At 69.8% G+C, this 19797-nt stretch carries 13 protein-coding genes and 3 pseudogenes; 6 read left to right on the top strand and 10 right to left on the bottom strand.

The genetic code is table 11. The features are described from left to right. Positions 1-68 precede the first annotated feature (68 nt). Positions 69-3714: pseudogene (locus tag ABD287_RS15735) on the bottom strand (AMP-binding protein); the annotation flags it as partial. Positions 3715-4607: 893 nt separating this feature from the next. Between ABD287_RS15735 and ABD287_RS15730 the strand changes: the two are divergent. Together ABD287_RS15730 and ABD287_RS15725 are read left to right on the top strand one after the other, a co-directional pair. Next, positions 4608-5939 carry a LuxR C-terminal-related transcriptional regulator gene (locus tag ABD287_RS15730; RefSeq protein ID WP_344173783.1) on the top strand — a complete coding sequence of 444 codons (1332 nt, stop codon included), beginning with the start codon at positions 4608-4610 and terminating at the stop codon, positions 5937-5939. A 35-nt stretch (positions 5940-5974) separates the two neighbouring features. After that, positions 5975-7132 carry an acyl-CoA dehydrogenase family protein gene (locus tag ABD287_RS15725; protein WP_486352063.1) on the top strand — a complete coding sequence of 386 codons (1158 nt, stop codon included), beginning with the start codon at positions 5975-5977 and terminating at the stop codon, positions 7130-7132. A 36-nt stretch (positions 7133-7168) separates the two neighbouring features. Here the strand turns inward: ABD287_RS15725 and ABD287_RS15720 are convergent, their stop codons facing one another. The 4 genes and pseudogenes from ABD287_RS15720 to ABD287_RS15705 form a co-directional block, all read right to left on the bottom strand. Continuing rightward, positions 7169-8764 carry an acyl-CoA carboxylase subunit beta gene (locus ABD287_RS15720; RefSeq protein ID WP_425565642.1) on the bottom strand — a complete coding sequence of 532 codons (1596 nt, stop codon included), beginning with the start codon at positions 8762-8764 and terminating at the stop codon, positions 7169-7171. Continuing rightward, a pseudogene (locus ABD287_RS15715) lies at positions 8758-9490 on the bottom strand (SDR family oxidoreductase). Before ABD287_RS15715 ends, ABD287_RS15720 begins: the two are co-directional and overlap by 7 nt. Further along, positions 9487-10749 carry a CaiB/BaiF CoA transferase family protein gene (locus ABD287_RS15710; protein ID WP_344173779.1) on the bottom strand — a complete coding sequence of 421 codons (1263 nt, stop codon included), beginning with the start codon at positions 10747-10749 and terminating at the stop codon, positions 9487-9489. The pseudogene ABD287_RS15715 and the gene ABD287_RS15710 overlap by 4 nt, the downstream one beginning before the upstream one ends. A 390-nt stretch (positions 10750-11139) precedes the next feature. After that, on the bottom strand, positions 11140-12405 hold the full coding sequence (locus ABD287_RS15705) for an NF041680 family putative transposase (protein ID WP_425565641.1): 1266 nt from the start codon (positions 12403-12405) through the stop codon (positions 11140-11142). A 173-nt stretch (positions 12406-12578) separates the two neighbouring features. Here ABD287_RS15705 and ABD287_RS15700 point away from each other — a divergent pair. The 4 genes and pseudogenes from ABD287_RS15700 to ABD287_RS15690 all read left to right on the top strand — a co-directional run. Then, positions 12579-12707, top strand: a pseudogene (locus tag ABD287_RS15700) (transposase); the annotation flags it as partial. Between the two features lie 71 nt (positions 12708-12778). Next, a protein-coding gene (locus tag ABD287_RS15695) for an IS5 family transposase (protein ID WP_344173774.1) occupies positions 12779-13596 on the top strand; the annotation gives its coding sequence in 2 pieces (ribosomal slippage) (positions 12779-13115 and positions 13115-13596; 819 coding nt in all). A gap of 19 nt (positions 13597-13615) precedes the next feature. Continuing rightward, positions 13616-13828, top strand: a complete 213-nt coding sequence (locus ABD287_RS18600; RefSeq protein WP_425565644.1) for a hypothetical protein — start codon at positions 13616-13618, stop codon at positions 13826-13828. Next, a complete protein-coding gene (locus ABD287_RS15690; RefSeq protein ID WP_344173815.1) occupies positions 13756-14364 on the top strand; it encodes an IS5 family transposase in 609 nt (202 codons plus the stop codon). The genes ABD287_RS18600 and ABD287_RS15690 overlap by 73 nt, the downstream gene beginning before the upstream one ends. A 146-nt stretch (positions 14365-14510) precedes the next feature. Here ABD287_RS15690 and ABD287_RS15685 read toward each other — a convergent pair whose 3' ends face one another. The 5 genes from ABD287_RS15685 to ABD287_RS15665 form a co-directional block, all read right to left on the bottom strand. Then, the gene (locus ABD287_RS15685; protein ID WP_344173772.1) at positions 14511-15692 is read right to left on the bottom strand and encodes an IS701 family transposase; all 1182 of its coding nucleotides are present in this window, start codon (positions 15690-15692) and stop codon (positions 14511-14513) included. A 99-nt stretch (positions 15693-15791) separates the two neighbouring features. Beyond that, complete coding sequence (locus ABD287_RS15680; protein ID WP_344173770.1) at positions 15792-16463, bottom strand: NADPH-dependent FMN reductase; 672 nt, start codon at positions 16461-16463, stop codon at positions 15792-15794. 98 nt (positions 16464-16561) lie between these two features. Then, positions 16562-17590, bottom strand: a complete 1029-nt coding sequence (locus ABD287_RS15675) for an NADPH:quinone reductase (RefSeq protein WP_344173768.1) — start codon at positions 17588-17590, stop codon at positions 16562-16564. A gap of 78 nt (positions 17591-17668) precedes the next feature. Next, positions 17669-18949, bottom strand: coding sequence for a phthiocerol/phthiodiolone dimycocerosyl transferase family protein (locus tag ABD287_RS15670; RefSeq protein ID WP_344173765.1), 1281 nt, complete (start codon positions 18947-18949; stop codon positions 17669-17671). Next, on the bottom strand, positions 18939-19769 hold the full coding sequence (locus tag ABD287_RS15665) for an arylamine N-acetyltransferase family protein (RefSeq protein ID WP_344173762.1): 831 nt from the start codon (positions 19767-19769) through the stop codon (positions 18939-18941). The genes ABD287_RS15670 and ABD287_RS15665 overlap by 11 nt, the downstream gene beginning before the upstream one ends. Positions 19770-19797: the final 28 nt, after the last annotated feature.

Genomic DNA, 19797 nt, shown 5'->3' with positions numbered 1-19797 from the left:
CGGGCTCGGGCCGAAGACAGCTGCTCCAGGACGACGATCCCGGCGCCCTCCGCCCAGCCGGTACCGTCGGCGTCGTCCGAGTACGGCTTGCACCGTCCGTCGGGGGCGAGGGCCCGCTGCCGGGAGAACTCGACAAACGCGCCGGGCGTGCGCCTGCGCCGCCAGGTGAATCGCCACCAGCGACGACGAACACGCCGTGTCGACCGTCACCGCCGGGCCCTCGAAGCCGAACACGTACGACACCCGCCCCGACGCCACGCTGGCGGCCGTACCGGTGGTCAGGAAGCCTTCGAGGTCGGACGGCAGCTGCCCGTCCGGGGCCGGGCCGTGCCCCATCACACCGGCGAAGACGGCGACGTCGGTGCCGCGTAGCGTGGCCGGGTCCAGGCCGGCGTGTTCGAGTGCCTCCCACGAAGTCTCCAGCAGGAGCCTCTGCTGCGGGTCCATGGCCAGGGCCTCACGCGGGGCGATGCCGAAAAAGCCCGCGTCAAATCCCGCGGCGTCGGGCAGGAAACCACCACGCCCGACGTATGACGTACCGGCGTGGCCGGGGTCGGCGTCAAACAGGTTCGCTAGGTCCCAGCCGCGGTCGGCGGGGAAGCCGGTGATGCCCTCGCCGCCCGCCAGAACCAGCCGCCATAGGTCGGCCGGGCTGCCCACGTCGCCGGGCAGCCGGCAGGCCATACCCACGATCGCGATGGGGTCATCAGCCACGGTGACAGCGTCTAGAGCCGCATTCGCGTCCGCCGCCGCCTCGCCCGGACCGAGTAGCTGGGCGCGCAGATGGGTGGCGAGCGCGTCGATCGTCGGATGGCTGAAGGTGACGGTGGCGGGCAGCGCCAAACCGGTCGCCGCCGTCAGCCGGTTGCGCAGCTCGACCACGGCCGCCGAGGTAAGGCCGAGGTCGCGGAACGCCCGGCCGTAGTCATCGCAGGCCGAGCCGCCCAGCACCGCGCCGGTGTGCCCTGAGACGAGGTCGCGCAGCAGGGCGAGCCGGCGCGGCTCGTCGAGCGCGGTCAGGCTGCGGCGCAGCTCGGCCGTGGTGGTGGCGTCCGGCGTGGCGGTTCGCGGCGCGGCTGTGACGAGCTCACGAAGCAGGGGCGGCACATCGGCGCCGGGCGGCGGGAGCTCGGGGCGGACCGCCAGGAGCACGGCGACGCCGAGACCGAGCGCGGCATCGAGGGCGGCGAGCCGATCCTCCGGCCGCCCGCTAGCGTCCCAGCCGATGTAGCTTGCGGGAAGCCCTCTTCGACGGCGGGCGTGGACCAGAGTCTGGGCGTCCGCCGCGCCGGTGGCGACAAAGGTCGCGGTACGCAACTCGGCGGTGGCCAAGTACAGGGCGTGGCCGACCTCGGCGTCACCGGAGGCATGCAGCACCGCAGTCACCGGCCTCGGCAGCGCGTCCAGCGCGCGCCGCAGGTTGCCGGCCGTACCGGGCGCGACGGTCACCACCTCGACATCAGGGCCGAGGCCGTCCGCCGCAACAGCCGCACCCACCACGAGCGCGGTGCGGGCGCCGGTGGCGGCAGCGAGCCGCTGGGCGAAGGCCGCGCCGGCCTCGGTGTCGGCCCCGGTGACCACCACCGAGCCGCCGGGGGTGAGGTCGGTGAGCGGCCACGGCCGGTCCTCGACCGGGACCGGGATCAGGCGCGGCACGAGCGCTCTGCCGCGGCGGACAGCCATCTCCGGCTCGACGCCGCCGGTGGCCGCTTCGGGGGCGGTGGTCTCGTGGCCGAGGTCGACAGTGACGAGCCGGCCGACCGTACGCGGCCGCAGCCTGCGAGCCTCCTCCCAGACCGGTAACTGGGCGGGGTCGGGTGCGTCGTCATCCGGGCCCGTCGCCACGGCGTGTCGGATGAGCACGACGAGCCGGTCGTCGGCGCCGAGCCGCCCGGCTCGCTCGGCCAATTCCCGCGCCAGGCAACGGCCGAGCGCGGCCCGGCGGACGGGGTCGGTCGGAGCATCGGCGGGCGGGGTGAGGTCGAGCTGAGTCCAGAGCGCGAGGTCGGCGGAAGCGTCCGAGGCCGGCGTGCGGTCGTGCGGCTGGCCCGGCTCGCCGGTGGCGTCGCCCGAGGGCAGCGGCCTCCAGGCGACGCTCAGCAACCCAGTGTGTTCTCCACTCGCGGACCAGCGCAACCACGACGGCTGCGCGGCCAGGCGGTGCCGTGAGATCTTGCCGGACGCTGTCCGCGGGATGTCTCGGACCTCGCGGATCTCTTCGGGCAGCTCGGCGGGAGCGAGCTCGGACCGGCAGTGGTCGAGAAGAGCGCGCAGTTCAAGGCCGTCGGGGCACGGCCGCACATACGCCACGTGAACTTCACCAAGGACGTCGTGGTATATGCCGCCCACCCCGGCGTCGGCTACTCCTCTGGCGTCGCGCAGTACAGGCTCGATCGCCTCTGGATGGATGTTTTCGCCGCCGCGGATGACGAGGTCCTTCAGACGCCCGCAGATGGTAACGTAACCCGCCGCGTCACGCCTGGCCAGATCGCCGGTCCGGAACCAGCCGTCGCGCAGCGCAGCGGCGGTCGCCCCGGGATCATTATGGTAGCCGGCCATGACGCTTGGGCTGCGTACCCAGACTTCGCCCTCCTCGCCGGGATCCGTCTCCGCACCGGTGGCTCGGTCCACGATGAGCACGTTGACGCCGGGGACAGGCCGGCCGCAGGAGCCGTCGGGTCCGGCGCTTTCCGGCGAGTTAATGGTGATCGCGCCGCAGGTCTCGGTACTGCCGTACGCGTCGACCAGCGGCACCCCGAACGACTGCTCGAACGCCCGCCGCAGCTCGGGCCTGGTCACCGCGCCGCCGACGAGCGCCATCCGCAGGTCGGGCAACTCTCGGTCGTCCTCCTGCCGCGCCTCGACCAGCCGGTGGTACGTGGTGGGCACCCCGGCCAAAAACGTCGATCGGTTGGTACGCAGGAGTTCGAGCACTTCGCCGGCCGATTGTCCGTCGATGATCCGCGCGGTGGCGCCCACCGCGGTCACTGACAGCACGCAGGCAATGTGGGAGAGGCTGTGGAACAGCGGCAGCGGCCAGAGAACGCGGTCCTTCACGGACAGTCCGGGGACCGGCACGTAGCACGAGGCCACCGACCAGAAGCAGTTGCGCTGGGTGGAGAGCACACCCTTTGGCCGCCCGGTCGTACCGGAGGTGTAGAACATCCAGGCGATCTCGTCCAGCCCGAGGTCGTCCGGCGCGGCCGCGGCCGGGTCAGTGATGGCGAGCCGATCGAAGGAGAGGCAGCCCGCGGCCGTTCCGGTCGCCAACACGACCGGCCGCTCGGGCGCCGACGTGAACTCGCCCGCGTGGGCGGCGGTGGTCATCACGAATCGGGCGCCGCTGTCGCTCATCAGGAAGGCGAGTTGGCGGCGGCTGGCGTAAGGGTTGAGGGGTACGCCGACACCCCCGGCGCGGACCGTGGCCATGTAGCCCTCCACCATGGCGACCGTGTTGCCGAGGCACAGCGCAACGCGGTCACCGCGGCGCAGTCCGGCGTCGATCAGGTGACCGGCGAGCCGGCCGGTCCGGGCCTCGAGCTCCGCGTAAGTGACGGCCCGGATGTCGTCCTCGTACGCGATCTTGTTGCCGAGGCGCTCCGCGTGCTCGGGCAAAATCACGGACAAGGACTTAATTAAATCGGCACGCACCACAGCCCCTGACGTTTCGTTGAAAATGGCACCAAGCACACTGGCGCCAGCCTTTCCCAACATCGAAAGCAGCCGCCGGAAATACATAGCCCGGAACACGGCATCGCATTTCGCGAGCGGGCATCCACCTTATCCCTACCGGACCTTAGTCACCGTCCGACCGGGCTGAATCCCTCGGTCTGGTAGTTCCACTTAGCCGTCGCGTCACCCAAACGGGTAGTTACGCATTAATCGGACATATTCATGGAGCAAATCAATTTAGATCGGCCTATACATTCCCACTCGGCCGATATGCCGGATTGGCACCTTATATTTACGCCATGTTGGTGCTAAGGATCACTCAGCCACGAGGGTGATAGCCGCTCGACCACCGCCCTACCCGATCATGCCCGAATACCGAAACTCCGGCGCTGAGACCTCCCGGGGAGGACGCTTCACCCTGATCCAGGATGCGCAAAATGCTTGACGGAGGGCGAACCATTGACTGATACCCGCGTAGATGAATTCTCCGACCCTTGCGGATGCCGCTCAATGATGACTAACATCGAGCACGAGCGGGGGGAAAATGCGCTGTGCCGTCCACTGTCGTGTCGTCGATGACCGACAGTTCTTTCGTGTGGCTCCGCGCTGTCTGAAACAGCCTCCCGCGACGCCCGGATGACTCATCCCTGGGGTCCGCCGCGACCGGCAGGCCCGAGGGTGGCCAGGGAAGAGAGGTCCTCGTGGGCAATCCCCGCTGCCCCCACGTCCCGCACGCGGTTCCCGAGCGCCGACCCGGACGACCCCGGGTCGCCGCGCGGGCCGGGCGGGCCGGGCGGCGACTCGAGACCGAAGACCCTTGATCACTTACTCGGTCGCCGATCCCGCGTTGTGATTCACGTTTCGCCCGTCCGAGACGATCGCGCCCTGCGAGGGTGCCGGCCCGGTACAGCACGAGATCGAGGATCGAGGAAACGATGACGTCAGAGGTCTCATCCCTCCGAGAATGCCCCGCCGACAACTACCTCGTGCCAGACATCCTCAGGACGGAAACGATCATCGTGGCCTCCATCGCCGCCTGGCGCGAAGGCCGGATCAACTGCTGTCTCAAGCTCGCCCGGCGGGCTGCGTACCGGGACGACGACACCACCGCGACCGGCCGCGAGCGAACGCGTCTCGCGCGGGTGTGGCACGCCACCGTTCTCGTCCGCCTCGGTGATCTGTCGCAGGGCAGTCAGGAGCTGGCCTGCACCCTGACCGGTGACACGCACGTCCCGAGCGACCGCCTGCTCGCCGCCGCCACGTTGTGTCGCGCGGAGATCGCGCTCGCCCTAGGCCGGCTCGACGAGGTGGTCACCGCCGCCCAGCACGGGCTGGCGCTGGCGGAGCGGGCAGGCGCGCGCACCCTGCTGCCATTGGGCCGTACCCTGCTCGCCCAGAGCTCGCTGCGCCAAGGCGACATGAACGCCGCCGGCACCTACGCCGATCAGCTCAAGGACGACGCCCTGCTCGGGCACACGCGGTTCATTCCGGGCCGGTGCTCGTGGGCCATCACCCAGGTCCTAGAGGCTCGGGACGGCGCCGCCAGCGTCGCGCACCTCATCGAAAGGATCACCAGCGACGAACGGCTGCTGCTGGAACTACTGGTGGCCCACCCGGCCGCCGCGGCCTGGCTGGTGCGGGCCGCGCTGAAGCTGGACGCCCGTGATCTGGCCGCCCAGGTTGTCTTCCACGCGCACGGTCTCTCGGTGTGCAACCCCGAGTATCCGCTGCTCTACGCCTCCGCACTGCACGCCGCGGGGCTATTCGACGACAGCGTCGAGCACATCCTCACCGCCGAGGACCTCACCCGGGACAGGTGGGCGCGAGCCTCGGCGGCCGAGGACGCGGGCCTGATGCTTTCCGCCCGCCCGTCCGAACAGGACGCTGCCGTGGCGGCGCTCAGCCGGGCCACCGACGACTACCTCGCTATCGGGGCATCGCGCGACATGTTCCGAGTCAACAGCAAGCTGCGCGACCTGGGCGTACGCCGTCGGCAGGTGCCCCGGCTGAGCGGGCGGGCCGGCACCAGCGCGGGCCCGCTCACCGACACCGAGTTCGCCGTGGCCGAGCTGGTCAGCCGGGGCCTCACCAACGCGAGGGTGGGACGGCAGCTGTTCATCTCCACGCACACGGTAGCCTTCCACCTAAGGAAAGTGTTTCGAAAGCTCGACGTCAGCTCCCGGGTCGAACTGGCCAGCACCTGGAGCAAACCGCGAGGCGCTGACCCACGACGCCATCGGACCGGTGACGACTATCGAGTTCGGTGATTGTCGCGAGTGCTTCCCGGCGCGAGTCTGACGTGGTGGACAACGACGACTTCCTCGCCTTGGACGATCAACTCGACGACGCCGAGTGCTCGGTGCGCGACACCGTACGCGCCTACGCCACCGAGCATTTCCTGCCCCGGGTCGACGACTGGTACCAGAGCGGCGAACTACCCCGGCAGATCGCCAAGGAACTCGGCGGCCTCGGCGTTCTCGGCATGCAGCTCGACGGTTACGGGTGCGCGAACGCCTCGCCGGCGGCATACGGCGTGGCGTGCCGGGAACTGGAGGCCGTGGATTCCGGCCTGCGCAGCTTCCTGTCGGTGCAGAGCTGCCTGGCCATGTACGCCATCCACCGCTGGGGCGACGAGGACCAGCGCCGGGAATGGCTGCCCGGCATGGCATCCGGCGACGCCCTGGGCTGTTTCGGGCTGACCGAGCCGGAGTCCGGTTCCGATCCGTCATCGATGCGCACGGTGGCCCGCCGCGACGGCGGCGACTGGGTGATCGACGGGACCAAGGCCTGGATGTCCAACGGCACGATCGCCGACGTCGCGATCATCTGGGCCGGCACCGAGCGGGGCCCGCGCGGCTTCCTAATGCCCACGTCGGCGCCGGGCTACACCGCGACCGAGATCCGGGACAAACTCTCGCTGCGCGCGTCGGTCTCGACGAACCTGCGCCTGGAGAACGTACGGGTGCCCGCCTCGGCCATGCTGCCGCTGGCTCGCGGTCTCAAGGCGCCGCTGTCCTGCCTCAACGAGGCCCGCTTCGGCATCGTCTGGGGTCTGGCCGGTGCCGCCCGCACCTGCTACACGGCCGCCCTGCGGTACGCGGGCCGGCGCCGGCAGTTCGGACGGCCGATCGCCGGGTTCCAGCTGACTCAGCGCAAGCTCGCCACCATGGTCGTCGAGCTGACGTACGCCGGGCTCACCGCGCTCCGGCTGGCTCAGCTCAAGCGGGACGGAACACTGACCCCCGAACAGATCAGCCTCGGCAAGCTGGCCAACGCGCGCTCGGCGATCGAGGTGGCGCGCGCCGCCCGGACGATCCTGGGGGCGAACGGCATCACCCTCGCCCACCCGGTCGCCCGGCACCTGGCCAACCTCGACGCGGTGCTGACGGTCGAGGGCACCGAGGAGGTCCACCAGCTAATCATCGGTCGCGCGGTGACCGGGATCTCCGCGTTCCGCTGAGCCGCTCTGCCCGCCGCCGGTCCGTGGGCGGCGGGCTCAGAGCGGGATGTTTCCGTGCTTGCGGTCCGGGGTGGCGACCCGCTTGCCGTCCAGCTGGCGCAGCGCCCGGCTCAGGTGGCCGCGGGTGTGCGACGGCGGGATGACCGCGTCCACGTAGCCACGACCGGCCGCCTGGTAGGGGTTGGCGAGTTCCTCGTACTCCCGCTCCAGCTCGGCGCGGCGGGCGGCCCGTTCCGCCTCGCCGAGTTCCGCCAGCTCGACCCGGTTGAGGACGCTGACCGCGCCGGACGCCCCGGTCACCGCGATCTGGGCGGTCGGCCACGCGAGGTTGACGTCGGCGCCGAGGTGCTTGGAGCCCATGACCCCGTACGCGCCTCCGTACGCCTTCCGGGTAATCACTGTGATCTTGGGAACAGTGGCCTCGGCATAAGCGTAGATCAGTTTGGCGCCGCGGCGGATGAGCCCGTTCCACTCCTGGTCGGTGCCGGGCAGGAATCCCGGCACGTCGACGAAGGTCAATACAGGCACGTTGAACGCGTCGCAGGTCCGCACGAACCGGGCGGCCTTCTCGGACGCGTCGATATTCAACGCCCCGGCGAACCGGGCCGGCTGGTTGGCGACCACGCCGACGCTGCGGCCGTCCACCCGGCCGAAACCGCACACGATGTTCGGTGCGAACAGCGGCTGGACCTCCAGCACCGCGCCGTCGTCGAGGACCCTGGCCAGGATCTCCCGCACGTCGTAAGCCCGGCGTGACAAGTCCGGGATGAGCGTGTCGAGTTCGAGGTCTGCGGCCGTGGGCTCGCCCGCCACCTGGGCGCCCGGCACCGACGGCGGCCGCTCCCGATTGTTGCCCGGCAGATGACTCAGCAGCTTCTGGACGTAGTCGAGTGCGGCGGGTTCGTCGGCGGCGAGGTGGTGCGCCACCCCCGTACGCGTGTTGTGCAGCCGGCCACCGCCGAGATCCTCCAAGTCGATCTCCTGGCCGGTGGCGGCCCGGACGATGCCTGGTCCCGTGATGAACATGTGGCTGGTCCGGTCGACCATGACCGTGAAGTCGGTCAGCGCCGGGGAGTACACGGCGCCGCCCGCACACGGACCCATGATCAGGGAGATCTGCGGTACGACGCCGGAGGCCGCCACGTTGCGCATGAAGATCTCGCCGTAGATGCGCAGCGCGACGACGCCTTCGGGAATCCGCGCTCCCCCGCCGTCGTTGATGCCCACGATTGGGCAGCCGACGCGTACGGCGAGGTCCATCGCCTTGAGGATCTTCTCCCCTCCCGCCTCGCCAGCCGAACCGCCGAAGACCGTGGCGTCCTGGCTGTAGACGACGACCGGGCGGCCGTCGACCGTGCCGGTGCCGGTGACCACCCCGTCACCGGCCGGGTGCTTGGCAGCCATGCCGGGGGCGGGGCTGCGGTGCGCCACGAGGGCACCAATCTCCATAAAGGAGCCCGGGTCGAGCAGCCCGGCAATGCGTTCGCGCGCGGTGCCGCGGCCCTGAGCACGCTGGCGGGGAACGGCTGCCGCACCTCCGTTGCGCTCGGCTTCCATCGTACGATCGTTCAGGTCTTTGATCTTGCCGGCAGTCGTGTCCGGCGCGGCGTCCCCGCTCTCCGCAGTTAGCACACCGGCCCCCCCGCCACGTGCACGACCTGCCCGGACACGAACGACGCTCGGTCACTGGTTAGAAACGCCACGACCTCGTCGATCTCCTCCGGCTGCCCGACCCGCCGCACCGCGATGCCCGCCGCCGCCCGCGCCTGATGCTCGGCCACGGTCTGCCAGGCCCGGGCGGCCAGGGCCGCAGTCATCTCGGTGGTGATGTATCCGGGCGCGACCGCGTTTACCGTGATGTTAAGCGGCCCGAGCTTTAGCACAAGCGCCTTGGTCAGGCCCTCGACGCCCGTTTTGGCCGCCGAGTAGTTGGCGTGGCCGAGCGCCGCGATGCTCGGGAGATTCACGACGCGGCCGGATCCGGTCTTCGCCGTGTGGTCGACGACGGCCCGGGTCATTAGGAACGTCTTGCGCAGGTTGAGGCCGAGCACTAGGTCCCAGTCGGCGGGCGATATCAGGAACAGGACGTTGTCGCGCACGACGCCGGCGTTACTGACAGGCCCGAGCGGTGAGCCGAGCGCCCCGGCCACCTGATCGGTCGCGGCCCGTGCCGCGTCGGAATCGTTCACGTCGGCCTCGACGGCGATCCCCCGGCCACGGTGCTGGCGAGCGGTTGGCGGTGGCGGCGTCCCGGGCCAGGTCGAGGGCAGCGACCGGCATCCCCTCGCCGGCCGGTCGCGGGGCGATGCAGGCCCCAATGCCCCGGCCGGCGCCGGTCACGACAGCGACGCGGCTCATGCGACCGAGGTGGCTTCGGCGCGGGCCGGCGGGCACCCAATCGCGTTGAGGCTACGCAGCGCGGCGATCCGCTCGTCCGGGTAGCCGAGGTCGCGCAGCACCGCCTCGGTGTGCTCGCCCAGGGCGGGCACTGGCCCCATCGGCAGCTCCACGTCGGCGAACGTGAACGGCGGCAGCAGTCCGCGTACCACTCCCGCCGGCGTTCGTACCGGTCGCCAACGCCGCCGTCCCGCTAGCTGCGGATGGTTCAGCAGGCCGGTAGCGTCGCCCAGGCGGGCGTACGCTATGCCGGTCTCCTGCAGCGACTTCTCCAGCGCTGGGCCGCCCAGCCGCGATGTGACCCTGGCGATGAGCTCGTTGAGGGCGGTACGGCCGCGCACGCGGGCCTCGTTTGTCGCCCACGCGGGATCGGTCGCGAGGTGCGGCCGGCCGAGCACGTCGCACGCGAAACGCGCCCACTCCCGGTCGTTCTGCACGCCGATCATTACGTCGGGCCCGTCGGCGGTCGGGAACGCGTCGTACGGGGCGACCGTGGCGTGTGACAAGCCCATCCGCGGCGGCGTGCGGCCGGTGCCCTGGGCGAAGTAGAGGTGGAAGCCCATCCACTCGCTGGTTGCCTCGAGCATGGAGATCTCCAGCTGGGCGCCGAGGCCAGTGGCCGTACGCCGGAACAGGGCCGCTAGCACCGACGATAGCGCGTACATGCCGGCGGCGATGTCGGAGGCGGGGATGCCGGCCTTGGCCGGGCGGTCCGGGGAGCCGGTCACCGAGATCAGGGCGGCCTCGCTCTGCACCAGCATGTCGTAGGCGCGACGGGTCTCGTACGGGCCGCCGGCGCCGTAGCCGGACATGTCGACGGTGATCAGGCGCGGGTGACGGGCGCGCAGGGTGGCCGCGCCAAAGCCGAGTCGGGCCGTGGCGCCGGGCGCGAGGTTCTGCACGAAGACGTCGGCGGTGGCGATCAGCCAAGTGAGCACCTGGCGTCCGCCCGGGGTCTTGAGGTCGAGCGCCACGGACTCCTTGCCGCGGTTGAGCCAAACGAAGTGGCTGGACTGGCCCTTGATCGTCGAGTCGTAGCCGCGGGCGAAGTCACCGCCCTCGCGGCGTTCGACCTTCACCACTCGGGCGCCGAGGTCGGCCAGATGGCGGGTGGCGAGCGGCGCGGCGACAGCCTGCTCCAGCGCCACGACCGTGACGCCGGCGAGCGGCAGGGGCGCCAGCTCAGCGGCGGCGGAACCGAGTGGCGGCTGTAGGTCCATCAAGGAGGCTCCGATTGGCTACAGAAGCACCGGGACCGGTCCGAGCAGACAATCCTCGGCGCGGGACGTTGCCTGAACCGTACGTCCGGGCCGCCGCAGCAGGGCATCCCTCGACCTGACAGTGCGCCCTAGCTTGATCTTTAACCTGTGCGGCGTGGTTTCGGTTGGTGGATTTCTTCGTTCTTTCGTTGTGCTGGTCGTGTTTGTGCTGGTGACGATGTGGACGTCGTGGCGGGTGGCCCGGTGGTGGTTGGGTCGGCCGGGTGGTCGGCCTGGGCCTGGTCGGGAGGGTTTCGGCGCGCTGGCGGGGTTACCGGCTTTGCCGCGCAGGTGCCGAAACCCTCGCCGGACACGGGCCGGGGTGAGCCGCTCGGGCGGGGCGGGTCGTTCTCAGGGCCGGCGTAGGTCGGCCACGGCGGTCCGGGCGAGGCGTAGCTGGGTGTAGGCCACCAGGACGAGCCAGGTCCAGCGGTCGGCGGCGTGCGGGTCGCGTAGCTTCGGGCTGGTCCAGCCGAGGGTCTGTTTGAGCATGCGGAAGGTGTGCTCGATGTCGAAGCGGCGTAGGAACGCCTGCCAGAGCAGGTCGACCTCGCTGCTGCTGGCCTCGGGCTGGGAGCACCAGAGCCAGACCGGTTTCGCGGTGGCGCCCGACGGTAGCCGGTCGACCTGCAACAGGACCACGGTGCCGTCGATGATCGGCAGCGTGCCGAGGTGGCTGGTCCAGGCGGTGCGGTGGGTCAACCGGGGGTGCAACGCATGCCAGGCCCGGACGGTGGCAGCGCCGTAGAGACGGGTGTCGGTGCTGGTGGCCACGTCCGGGTCGCCCCAGCTGGCCGGGTCACCGAAGATGAACTCGCCGCCGTGCCGCGGTGGCCGGCCGTTACCGGGTCGCTCCAGCGGTGCTCGTCGTCGCAGGACCCGGTCCGAGCGCATCCTCACCAGGACCTGGACCGGCCGGTCGGCCAGCAGGCACGCCAGCCGGGGGCCGTCGTAGCCGGCGTCCGCGACCACCCACATGTCCGGATCCCCCGGCTGCCACTGCCCGGCTGTGATCAGCCGCTGCACCACCTCGCGCAGTTGGCCGGCGGTGACCGTGGCGGTCTCGTCGCCCGGGGCCAGGCGGCGGGCGTCCAGCGGGGCGGTCCACGAGCTACGGCCGGTCTGCAAAGCGGTAACCACCGAGTATGGCCATCCCGGAATCATGATGTGGGTGTCCTTGCCGCGGCCGTAGGTGTGACACAGCACCCGCTGCGGGCAGGTATGGGCCTCCGGCCGCAGCCAGCAGGTCACGTCCACCGCGAGCACGATCCGACCGTCCGCGGCCCGGGGCACCGGCACCGCGGCCAGAGCGGTCCGCAGCTGGTCGAGGTCGACACGGCCGCGGTTCAACGCCGCATACAACGAGCCGTGACCGCGCCGATGCTCACCGACCAGCGACAACTCCACCAGCGAACCCACCGGCCCATCCGCGCACAGCGCCGCGTCGACCAGCTCAAACAACGCATCCGCCCGACGGGTCAGACACCGGTAGAACCCCCGCCGGAACGCCGCCAACCCCGCCGCCGGATCACCGGCCGGTCGCTCCACCACCGTCGTGGCGGCACCGGGTGTGTCAGGCGGCAGCAGCCCACCCACGTAGTCCAGAATCGTGGCCACGGCCACCGTCCTTCTTCGCGTCCTTGCAGGGAACGCGAAGGATCATCAGACGGTGGCCGCTCAACATCTCCACGACACGCCGAGTCCACACAGGATCAGCGGGCGGAGCCACCTACACAGGTTAAAGATCAAGCTAGGGCGTGTCCGGTGGATCTTGGGGTCGTTGGATCGTTGTGGCGCGTGATTTGACTGATCAGGAGTGGGCTCGTCTGGAGCCGTTGCTGCCCTCGACCGACGGCAAGCGGGGTGGCCGGTATCGGGATCATCGGCAGGTGATCGACGGCATCTTGTGGCGGATCCGTAAGAGCTCCTATCACGATCTCGATTAATCGACGGCCGTGACTTGATCTCATGATCGTCCGTTACTGCGGGTATGGCCAAGCCGAAGCCGTGGGACGTCGATGACAAGTTGTGGTCGCTGATCGAGCCGCTGTTGCCGGGGTGGCCGGACAGGGCGCCCGGCCCGCGGCCTGTGCCGGATCGGGCCTGCTTGCAGGGGATCTTGTTCGTGCTCTACACCGGCATCGGCTGGGAGGACCTGCCCCAGGAGTTGGGGTTCGGTTCCGGGATGACCTGCTGGCGGCGCCTGCGCCGTTGGAGCGAGGCGGGGGTGTTTGACCGGCTGCACCGGATCTTGCTGGCGAACCTGAACGCCGCCGGGATGATCGACTGGTCGCGGGCGGCAGTGGACGCGTCGCACATCGACGCTAAAAGGGGGGTCCGGGTACCGGCCCGTCGCCGGTCAACCGCGGCAAACCCGGCAGTAAACATCACCTGATCTGCGACGGCGGCGGCATCCCGCTGCACGTGATCACCACCGCCGGGAACGTCGCCGACATCACCCAAGCCATCAACCTGCTCGACGGGGTTCCGCCGATCGCCGGCGTTCCCGGCCGCCCACGGCGCCGGTTCGGCGTGCTCCTGGGCGACAAAGGCTACGACAGCGCTGCCTTTCGCCACGCATGCCGACAGCGCAGGACCGAGCCGATCATCCCCCAGCGTGGCCGCAAGAACATCAAGGGCGTCGGCAAACTCCGGTACGTCGTCGAACAGAGCATCGCCCTGCTCCACCAGTTCCGACGCCTCGCGGTCCGATGGGAACGCCACCTCGGCATCCACCAAGCCCTGGTCACTCTCGGTTGCGCCCTAATCTGCTACCGCAGATTGATCAAGGAAATACGGAGATCGTGATAGGAGCTCTAACGGGGCGATCTGGTCGGAGATCCCGAAGCAGCGGTACGGGCCACACCAGACTTTGTACGACCGGTTCGCCCGGTGGGACGACGACGGCACGTGGGCGAAGATCGAGAAGGCGTTGCAGGGCGAGGCCGACGCCGCCGGTGACCTGGACTGGGCCGCTCAGGCGGACTCCACAATCATGCGCGCGCATCAGCATGCGGCAGGTGCCCGAAAAGGGGGCTGATTCCAGCCGATTCGCAGGCAGTCCAAGGGCTGGGTCGGTCCCGCGGTGGACTGACCACCAAGGCCCACACCCTATGCGACGGGCGCGGCCGGGCGTTGGCCACCCGGATCACGCCGGGGCAGGCCGCCGACACCAGGGAACTGGCGCCGCTGCTGGACACCGTCGCCGTCCCACGCCCGACTGGGCAGGGCCGGCCCCGTAAACGCCCCGACCATCTACTGGCCGACAAGGCCTACGGGTCCAAAGCCAACCGCCGACCACTACGCGGCCGTGGCATCGCGCACACAATCCCGGAACGCGACGATGTCATCGCCAACCGCACCCGTAAAGGATCGGCAGGCGGCCGGCCCCCGAACTTCAACCCCGCGCGGTACAAAGACCGCAACCAGGTCGAGCGGGGCTTCAACCGCCGCAAGCAACATCGGGCGGTAGCCACCCGCTACGACAAACTCGCGTCCCGTTACCAGGCAACCCTCACCATCGCCTCGATCATGGACTGGCTGCGAGCAGCCCCCGACTCAAGATCCACCAGATAGGCCCTAGTACTGCAACGGCAGTTGCATGATTGCGTGTCGTCGGTGGTAGTGGGATTGGCGGGCTTGCCATTGTCGTCGGCGGCGCCAGCGTGACCAGGCGATGGTGTGGTCGTTGGTGGGTTGGGGGTTGAGGAGTAGGGCGATGATCAGCCTGCGTGTTTCGGGGACTGTGATGGGGATGAGCTGCTCATCGCCGGTCGTTTCGCCCCTTTTTGTTCGGCGGCTCTGACAGCGGCGAGCCAGGCCAGGGCGAGCATCGACAAGGTGACGTGGGCGTACCAGCCGCGCCAGGTACGGACCTGATAGTGGTCCAGGCCGGTCTCCTGTTTGGCTTGTTTGAAGCACTCCTCGATGGCCCACCGTCGGCCGGCCACAGTCGCGAGGGTGGCCAGGGTGGTGCGGCGGGGTCCGTAGCAGACGTAGTAGGCGACCTCGGTCGGGTCGGTGATGCTGCGCCGGGCCAGTAGCCAGTGGCCACGGCCGGGTTCCCACCACTGCTGGATGCGGATAGCGGTCCACGCCCAGTCGTACTCGCGCGGGCCGTGGGCGCCGTCACCGCAGGACAGGCGCCGCCAAGCCCGCGCAGGTAGGGCGGCCACGAGCTGGTCAACACGTTGTGAGCGCATGTCGCCGGTGATGACGTCGTCGTTGCGGCGGGTCGCCACCACATGCGCGATGTCGTGTTCTTCCAGCCAGACCCGTAGGTACTTGGCCTGCCCGAACGCCTCATCGGCCGTGAACCACGCAAACGGCACCCCCGCGTCCAGGGCGCGTTGGAGCATGGCGATCACCACCCGCGGCTTCGTCACGAACTCCACTTCGTCCGGCACCCCCGCATCCGCCCGCCGGCCGGGGTCGCCGGTCCACGACTCCGGCAGATAGAGGTGGCGGTCGATCAGGGCGTGGCCGGACGGGGCGATATAGGCCAGGAACGTGCCGATCTGACAGTTGTCCTTCTTCCCGCTGGTGCCCGTGTACTGCCGCTGCACCCCAGCCGACCGGACACCCTTCTTGATGAACCCGGTGTCATCGATCGCCAGCACCGCTGTCGGGTCACCCAACCGGTCCACAACGTGGTCGCGGATATCGTCACGGACACCGTCAACGTCCCAGTCCGCCCAGCGCAGCAGCCGCTGCATCCCGTCCGGACTCACCTCACTGGCATGCTCGGCCAGGGTCCAGCCGTTCTTACGCTCCAACCCCGCCACGAGCCCACCCACATACCGGCGCGCCCGCTGCCGCGGCTCTGACCTGCCGAAACGCCCACCCACCCGACCCAGAAGGTGATCCAGTTCGTCCTGCCACGACACCACATCAACGTAGGCCACACCACAACGAACGGCCCACCACACTCAACGTGACGGGACCAAATGCCGTTGCAGTACTAGGCTAGCCGTGATCGGCAACCGCCGGTCCGGGAGCGGCGGTCAACGGGGCGGGGTCAGAAACGCCCGAAGCGCGGTGGCGGCGTGCCGTCCCGCGTCGTGCTCGACCGCCTCGGCGAGCGCGTGGAGCTGAGCCGTGGCGATCCGCTGGACGAACGGGTCGACGATAGTCGTGGTGTTTTCACCGGTCGTCTCGTCCTTGACTTCCTGCAGCCGGTTGTTGGCCTCGTTGACGATGAGATTCGGCCCCGAGATGACATGGGCGTGGCAGTCGTGCAGCACGCGGCTGAGGTCCGCCATGCAGTTGCGGCCCAGGTTGCGGCCCGGCGTCGCGACCATGACGCAAACGCTCTTGCCGAGTAGGGCCGCGCTGGGCACCGGACGGGACGCCCAGTCGATGGCGTTCTTGACCACGCCGGGAAACGAGTTGTTGTACTCGGGCGTGGCGATCAGGAGACCGTCCGCCTCTTCGATGGCCGTCCGCCAGCGGCGCACCGGCTCGGGCGGGTCCTCGACGTCGAGGTCCTGATTGTAGTGCGGGAGGCCGGCAAGACCGTCGAAGATGTCGAACTTCATGTGGCAAGGCGCGACACTCGGCAGGGCTCGTAGGAGCTGGGTATTGAAGGATTCCTGGCGCAGCGATCCGGACAGCGCGAGTATTCGCAACGGAGTGGCTCTCTTCCTGGAGCGGAGTCTCACATCTACATTGACCATGCAGGAACCAGGGTAAATGGTGCAAGCCGGAAAGACCCCAAGAATTTTAGCACACTTCCGGCCGCGATGCCATTCGAATATTGCGTCCGATGATCGACTCAGAGCGTTGCGACATCCACCAAAACCTTACCGGCCGAGCCCGCCTGCACCGCGTCGTGTGCGTCCGCCGTACGTGCCAGCGGGAAGCGTAGCACCGGAAGGCCCGAGTCCGCCCCGACGGTCAGCGCCCCCGTCGCCACCGCGGCGGCGACGTCCGCAACCGCGATGTCTTTGGCGGCGGCCGGCAACGTCGCGCCGAGGACGAACTGATAGCGCACATTGCGTCCCATAAGGACCGCGATGGGCAGGGTGACCCGGCCACGACCCTCGGTCGCATAGGCAGCGACGGTACCGGCCGGGGCGAGCACCTCCTGGTCCACTTCGGCGTACGCCGAGGGCGCCACCTGCACTATCAGGTCGACGCCGTCTGGGGCGGCCGCGCGTACGTCCACCGCTGCCGTGTCTGCGCGGTAGTCGACGGTTTGCCGGGCCCCGGCGGCCCGTGCCCGTCCGGCCTGCTCCGGGTGGCTAGCCGTGGCGATGACCTCGGCACCGCTCCAGGCCGCGAGCTGTATCGCCGCGTGGCCGAGCGTGCCGGTGCCGCCCACCACGAGCACCCGGCGCCCAGCCAGCGCGCCCGGGCCGAGGCGGGTGGGGGCGCCCCCCATGGCGAGGAGGCAGGAGTGCGCCGCCACGGCCGGCAAACCGATCCCGGCGCCGGTCTCGTACGACACGTCCGGCGGCAGCTCGACCGCTTGGCGCTGGGGGACGACGACGTACTCGGCGGCGGTGCCACCCGGGCGGCGCCAGGCCGCGTCCCATAGCCAGACGCGCCGCCCCAGCCGCTCCCGGTCGACGCCCTCGCCGACGGCGTCGATCACGCCGCTGCCGTCATGGTGGGGAATGACCATCGGATACAACAGCCTGCCCTGGACGTGGCCGAACTGCCGGCACTTCCAATCGGTGGCGTTGACGCCGGAGATCGCGACTCGCACCCGTACCTCGCCGGGACCGGGCGCTGGCGTGGGTCGCTCGGCCAGTTCGAGGACGTCGCTGGCACCGACTGAGGTATAGATGATTGCCTTCACGCCGGTGACGATAGAAGCGGCCTCCGCGCCGCACAACGGCCGTGGCGCGGTACTACCAGCACTGAAGATGCGGGCCGGTCACCCCAGTGCGGGCACGCGATCCGCCAGGCGGCCGAGGGCTTTGCGCACATGATCGTGGATCGCTGTCATCTGCGCACTGGTGAAGCACTGGGTGCTGTATGGCATCTCGATGCTCAGCCGACCGCGGACGGTCATCGGCTCCGCGAGCACCGGACCCCGCCCTCGCTCCGGGTTCCACTTGCTGTTCACGGCGAACTGGCGCATGTCGACGATCTTCAGCCCGGGCGGCGACGCCGGGCCATCGATCCGCCCTACGTTGGACAGCATCAGGCTCAACGCCCACACCGTCGGATGGGCCAGCAGCCGGTCGATGGCCTGCAGTTCCAGGGCGGGGCCGCCGCGCTCGACCGCCTCCCGCAGGTCCGCGTTCAGCTGGTTGCCCAGCGACACCAAATCGGCGCCGCGCGGCACCTCGGCCAGCGTCTGGTGCCACGCGGCGGTCGGAACCATCTCCTCTCGCCCGAACGGCGTCGCGACACGGTCCCGCAGGTCGACGGCGTTGAAGCAGCCGAGGCGGTGGTCGTCGTACTCCGGGGGCAGCTGGTCGCGCAGGGCCGCTAGAAGGGCTGCGGCGACGTAACCGTTGAGCGGCACCCCGGCGTCCTTGGCCCCGGCCAGCACCCGGTTCGTCTCGACGCGGGTGAGTAGGAGACGGCAGGAGGTCATCATGCCCTCCGGCGGCTCCGCGTCTTCCCGGACAGCGAGGAACGGCAGGAGCGCCACCGGCGCCCCCGCCGCGCGTTCGAGCCGGATCCGCACGTGGGCCTCGAGCTCCTCCTCGGCACGCGGCGGCAGAAGGTCGTCGATCGGTGCCGGCCAGCTCTCGCGCGGGGCGACTGGGGGTTCGTATGTACCGGTCTCGATCTCAGCGTAAATGCGCCAGAGGCGGTAGCACAGCTCGTTGGCGCTGCGCCCGTCGCAGATCGCATGGTCGACGCCGAGCACCAGGGTGTCCTCGTCAGCGCCGGCGAGCAACACCGCGCGAACCAGCGGTCCGCCGACGGGTAGCGGGGTGTTGTACTCGCGAACCTGCGCGTCGGGACCATTTGGCCGCACGGTCAGCCGAGGCAGTTTCTCAGGTTCCAGAAGGGTCAGGAACCAGCGCTCGCCGTCGCGCGTGAGACGGCTGCGCAGCGAGGGCTGACCGGCCAGAGCGGCGCTCAGCGCGCGGTCCAGCAGGACGGGATCGACGCCGCCGCGCACTGTGCAGATGATCAGGATTTGGGCCCTGATCTCACCGGTATACATCAGTTCCGAGCGGGACAGTTCACGGCGCATAACGTTCCTGTTCTGTCGACGGAGGCGGGCCTGGAGCGAGGATGCGGTCGCGTACGGCGGGCCACTCCTGGTCGGTCAGGGTGCGGGCCTTCTCTATGCCACCGCGTACGATAAGCAGCCGCAGTCCCTTCAGGACGATCTGGCCGTCGTCCGTGGCGCGGCTCCACAGCCCCAGGGCGTCCCGATTGGGCGGCCCGGCCAGCAGCGCGTTCGCCGCCCTCTCGAACGGCCGCCACTCCGGCAGCTCCCTCGGCTCGGGGCTGACGCGGTAGACAGTGCTCCAGCGTCCGAGCCTGGGGCGACGCCGCAGGATCAGGCCGTCGTCGTCCGGTTCGAGGCGGTACCGGCAACCGTACTGGACCTGTTCGCCGGTCTCGTCGAGCAGCAAGGGCTCGAGAAACGAGGGGCCGGCGTACCCGACGTCGGCGAGCCACGTGTGCCCACCGGCCCGGACGAACAGCAGCATGTGCTCGATCTCGACGCCGTAGGCCTCGGCACCCTCGGCGGTCGTGCCGGCGAGCAGCCCCGCCTCGAACCCGAGGTCGCGCAGCAACCGCAGGAAGAGCCGGTTCAGCTGTACGCAAGCGCCACCGCCGCCGGCCACGACGACCGGGCTGAACGCGGCGTCCAGGTCCAAGTCGACGACCTCGACCACGGCACCGTCCCGGCGGGGCACCGCGAACGATCCGGTACTGCTGAACGGCAGCGCCCGCATGTGCCGCTTGTGCAGCATCACCAGCGCGTCGAGGCTCGGCCCGACGCGGTGGACCGATGCACTGTCGAGTCCAAGACACCGCAGGTAGGTGTCGGTGTCGTACACGGGTGGCCTCCCGGTTGTCGGTGACACC

This window comes from Pilimelia columellifera subsp. columellifera, from assembly GCF_039532605.1.
Taxonomy (GTDB): domain Bacteria; phylum Actinomycetota; class Actinomycetes; order Mycobacteriales; family Micromonosporaceae; genus Pilimelia; species Pilimelia columellifera.
Note: the sequence above shows the minus strand (reverse complement) of the source record. Positions and strands in the feature narration are given on the sequence as shown.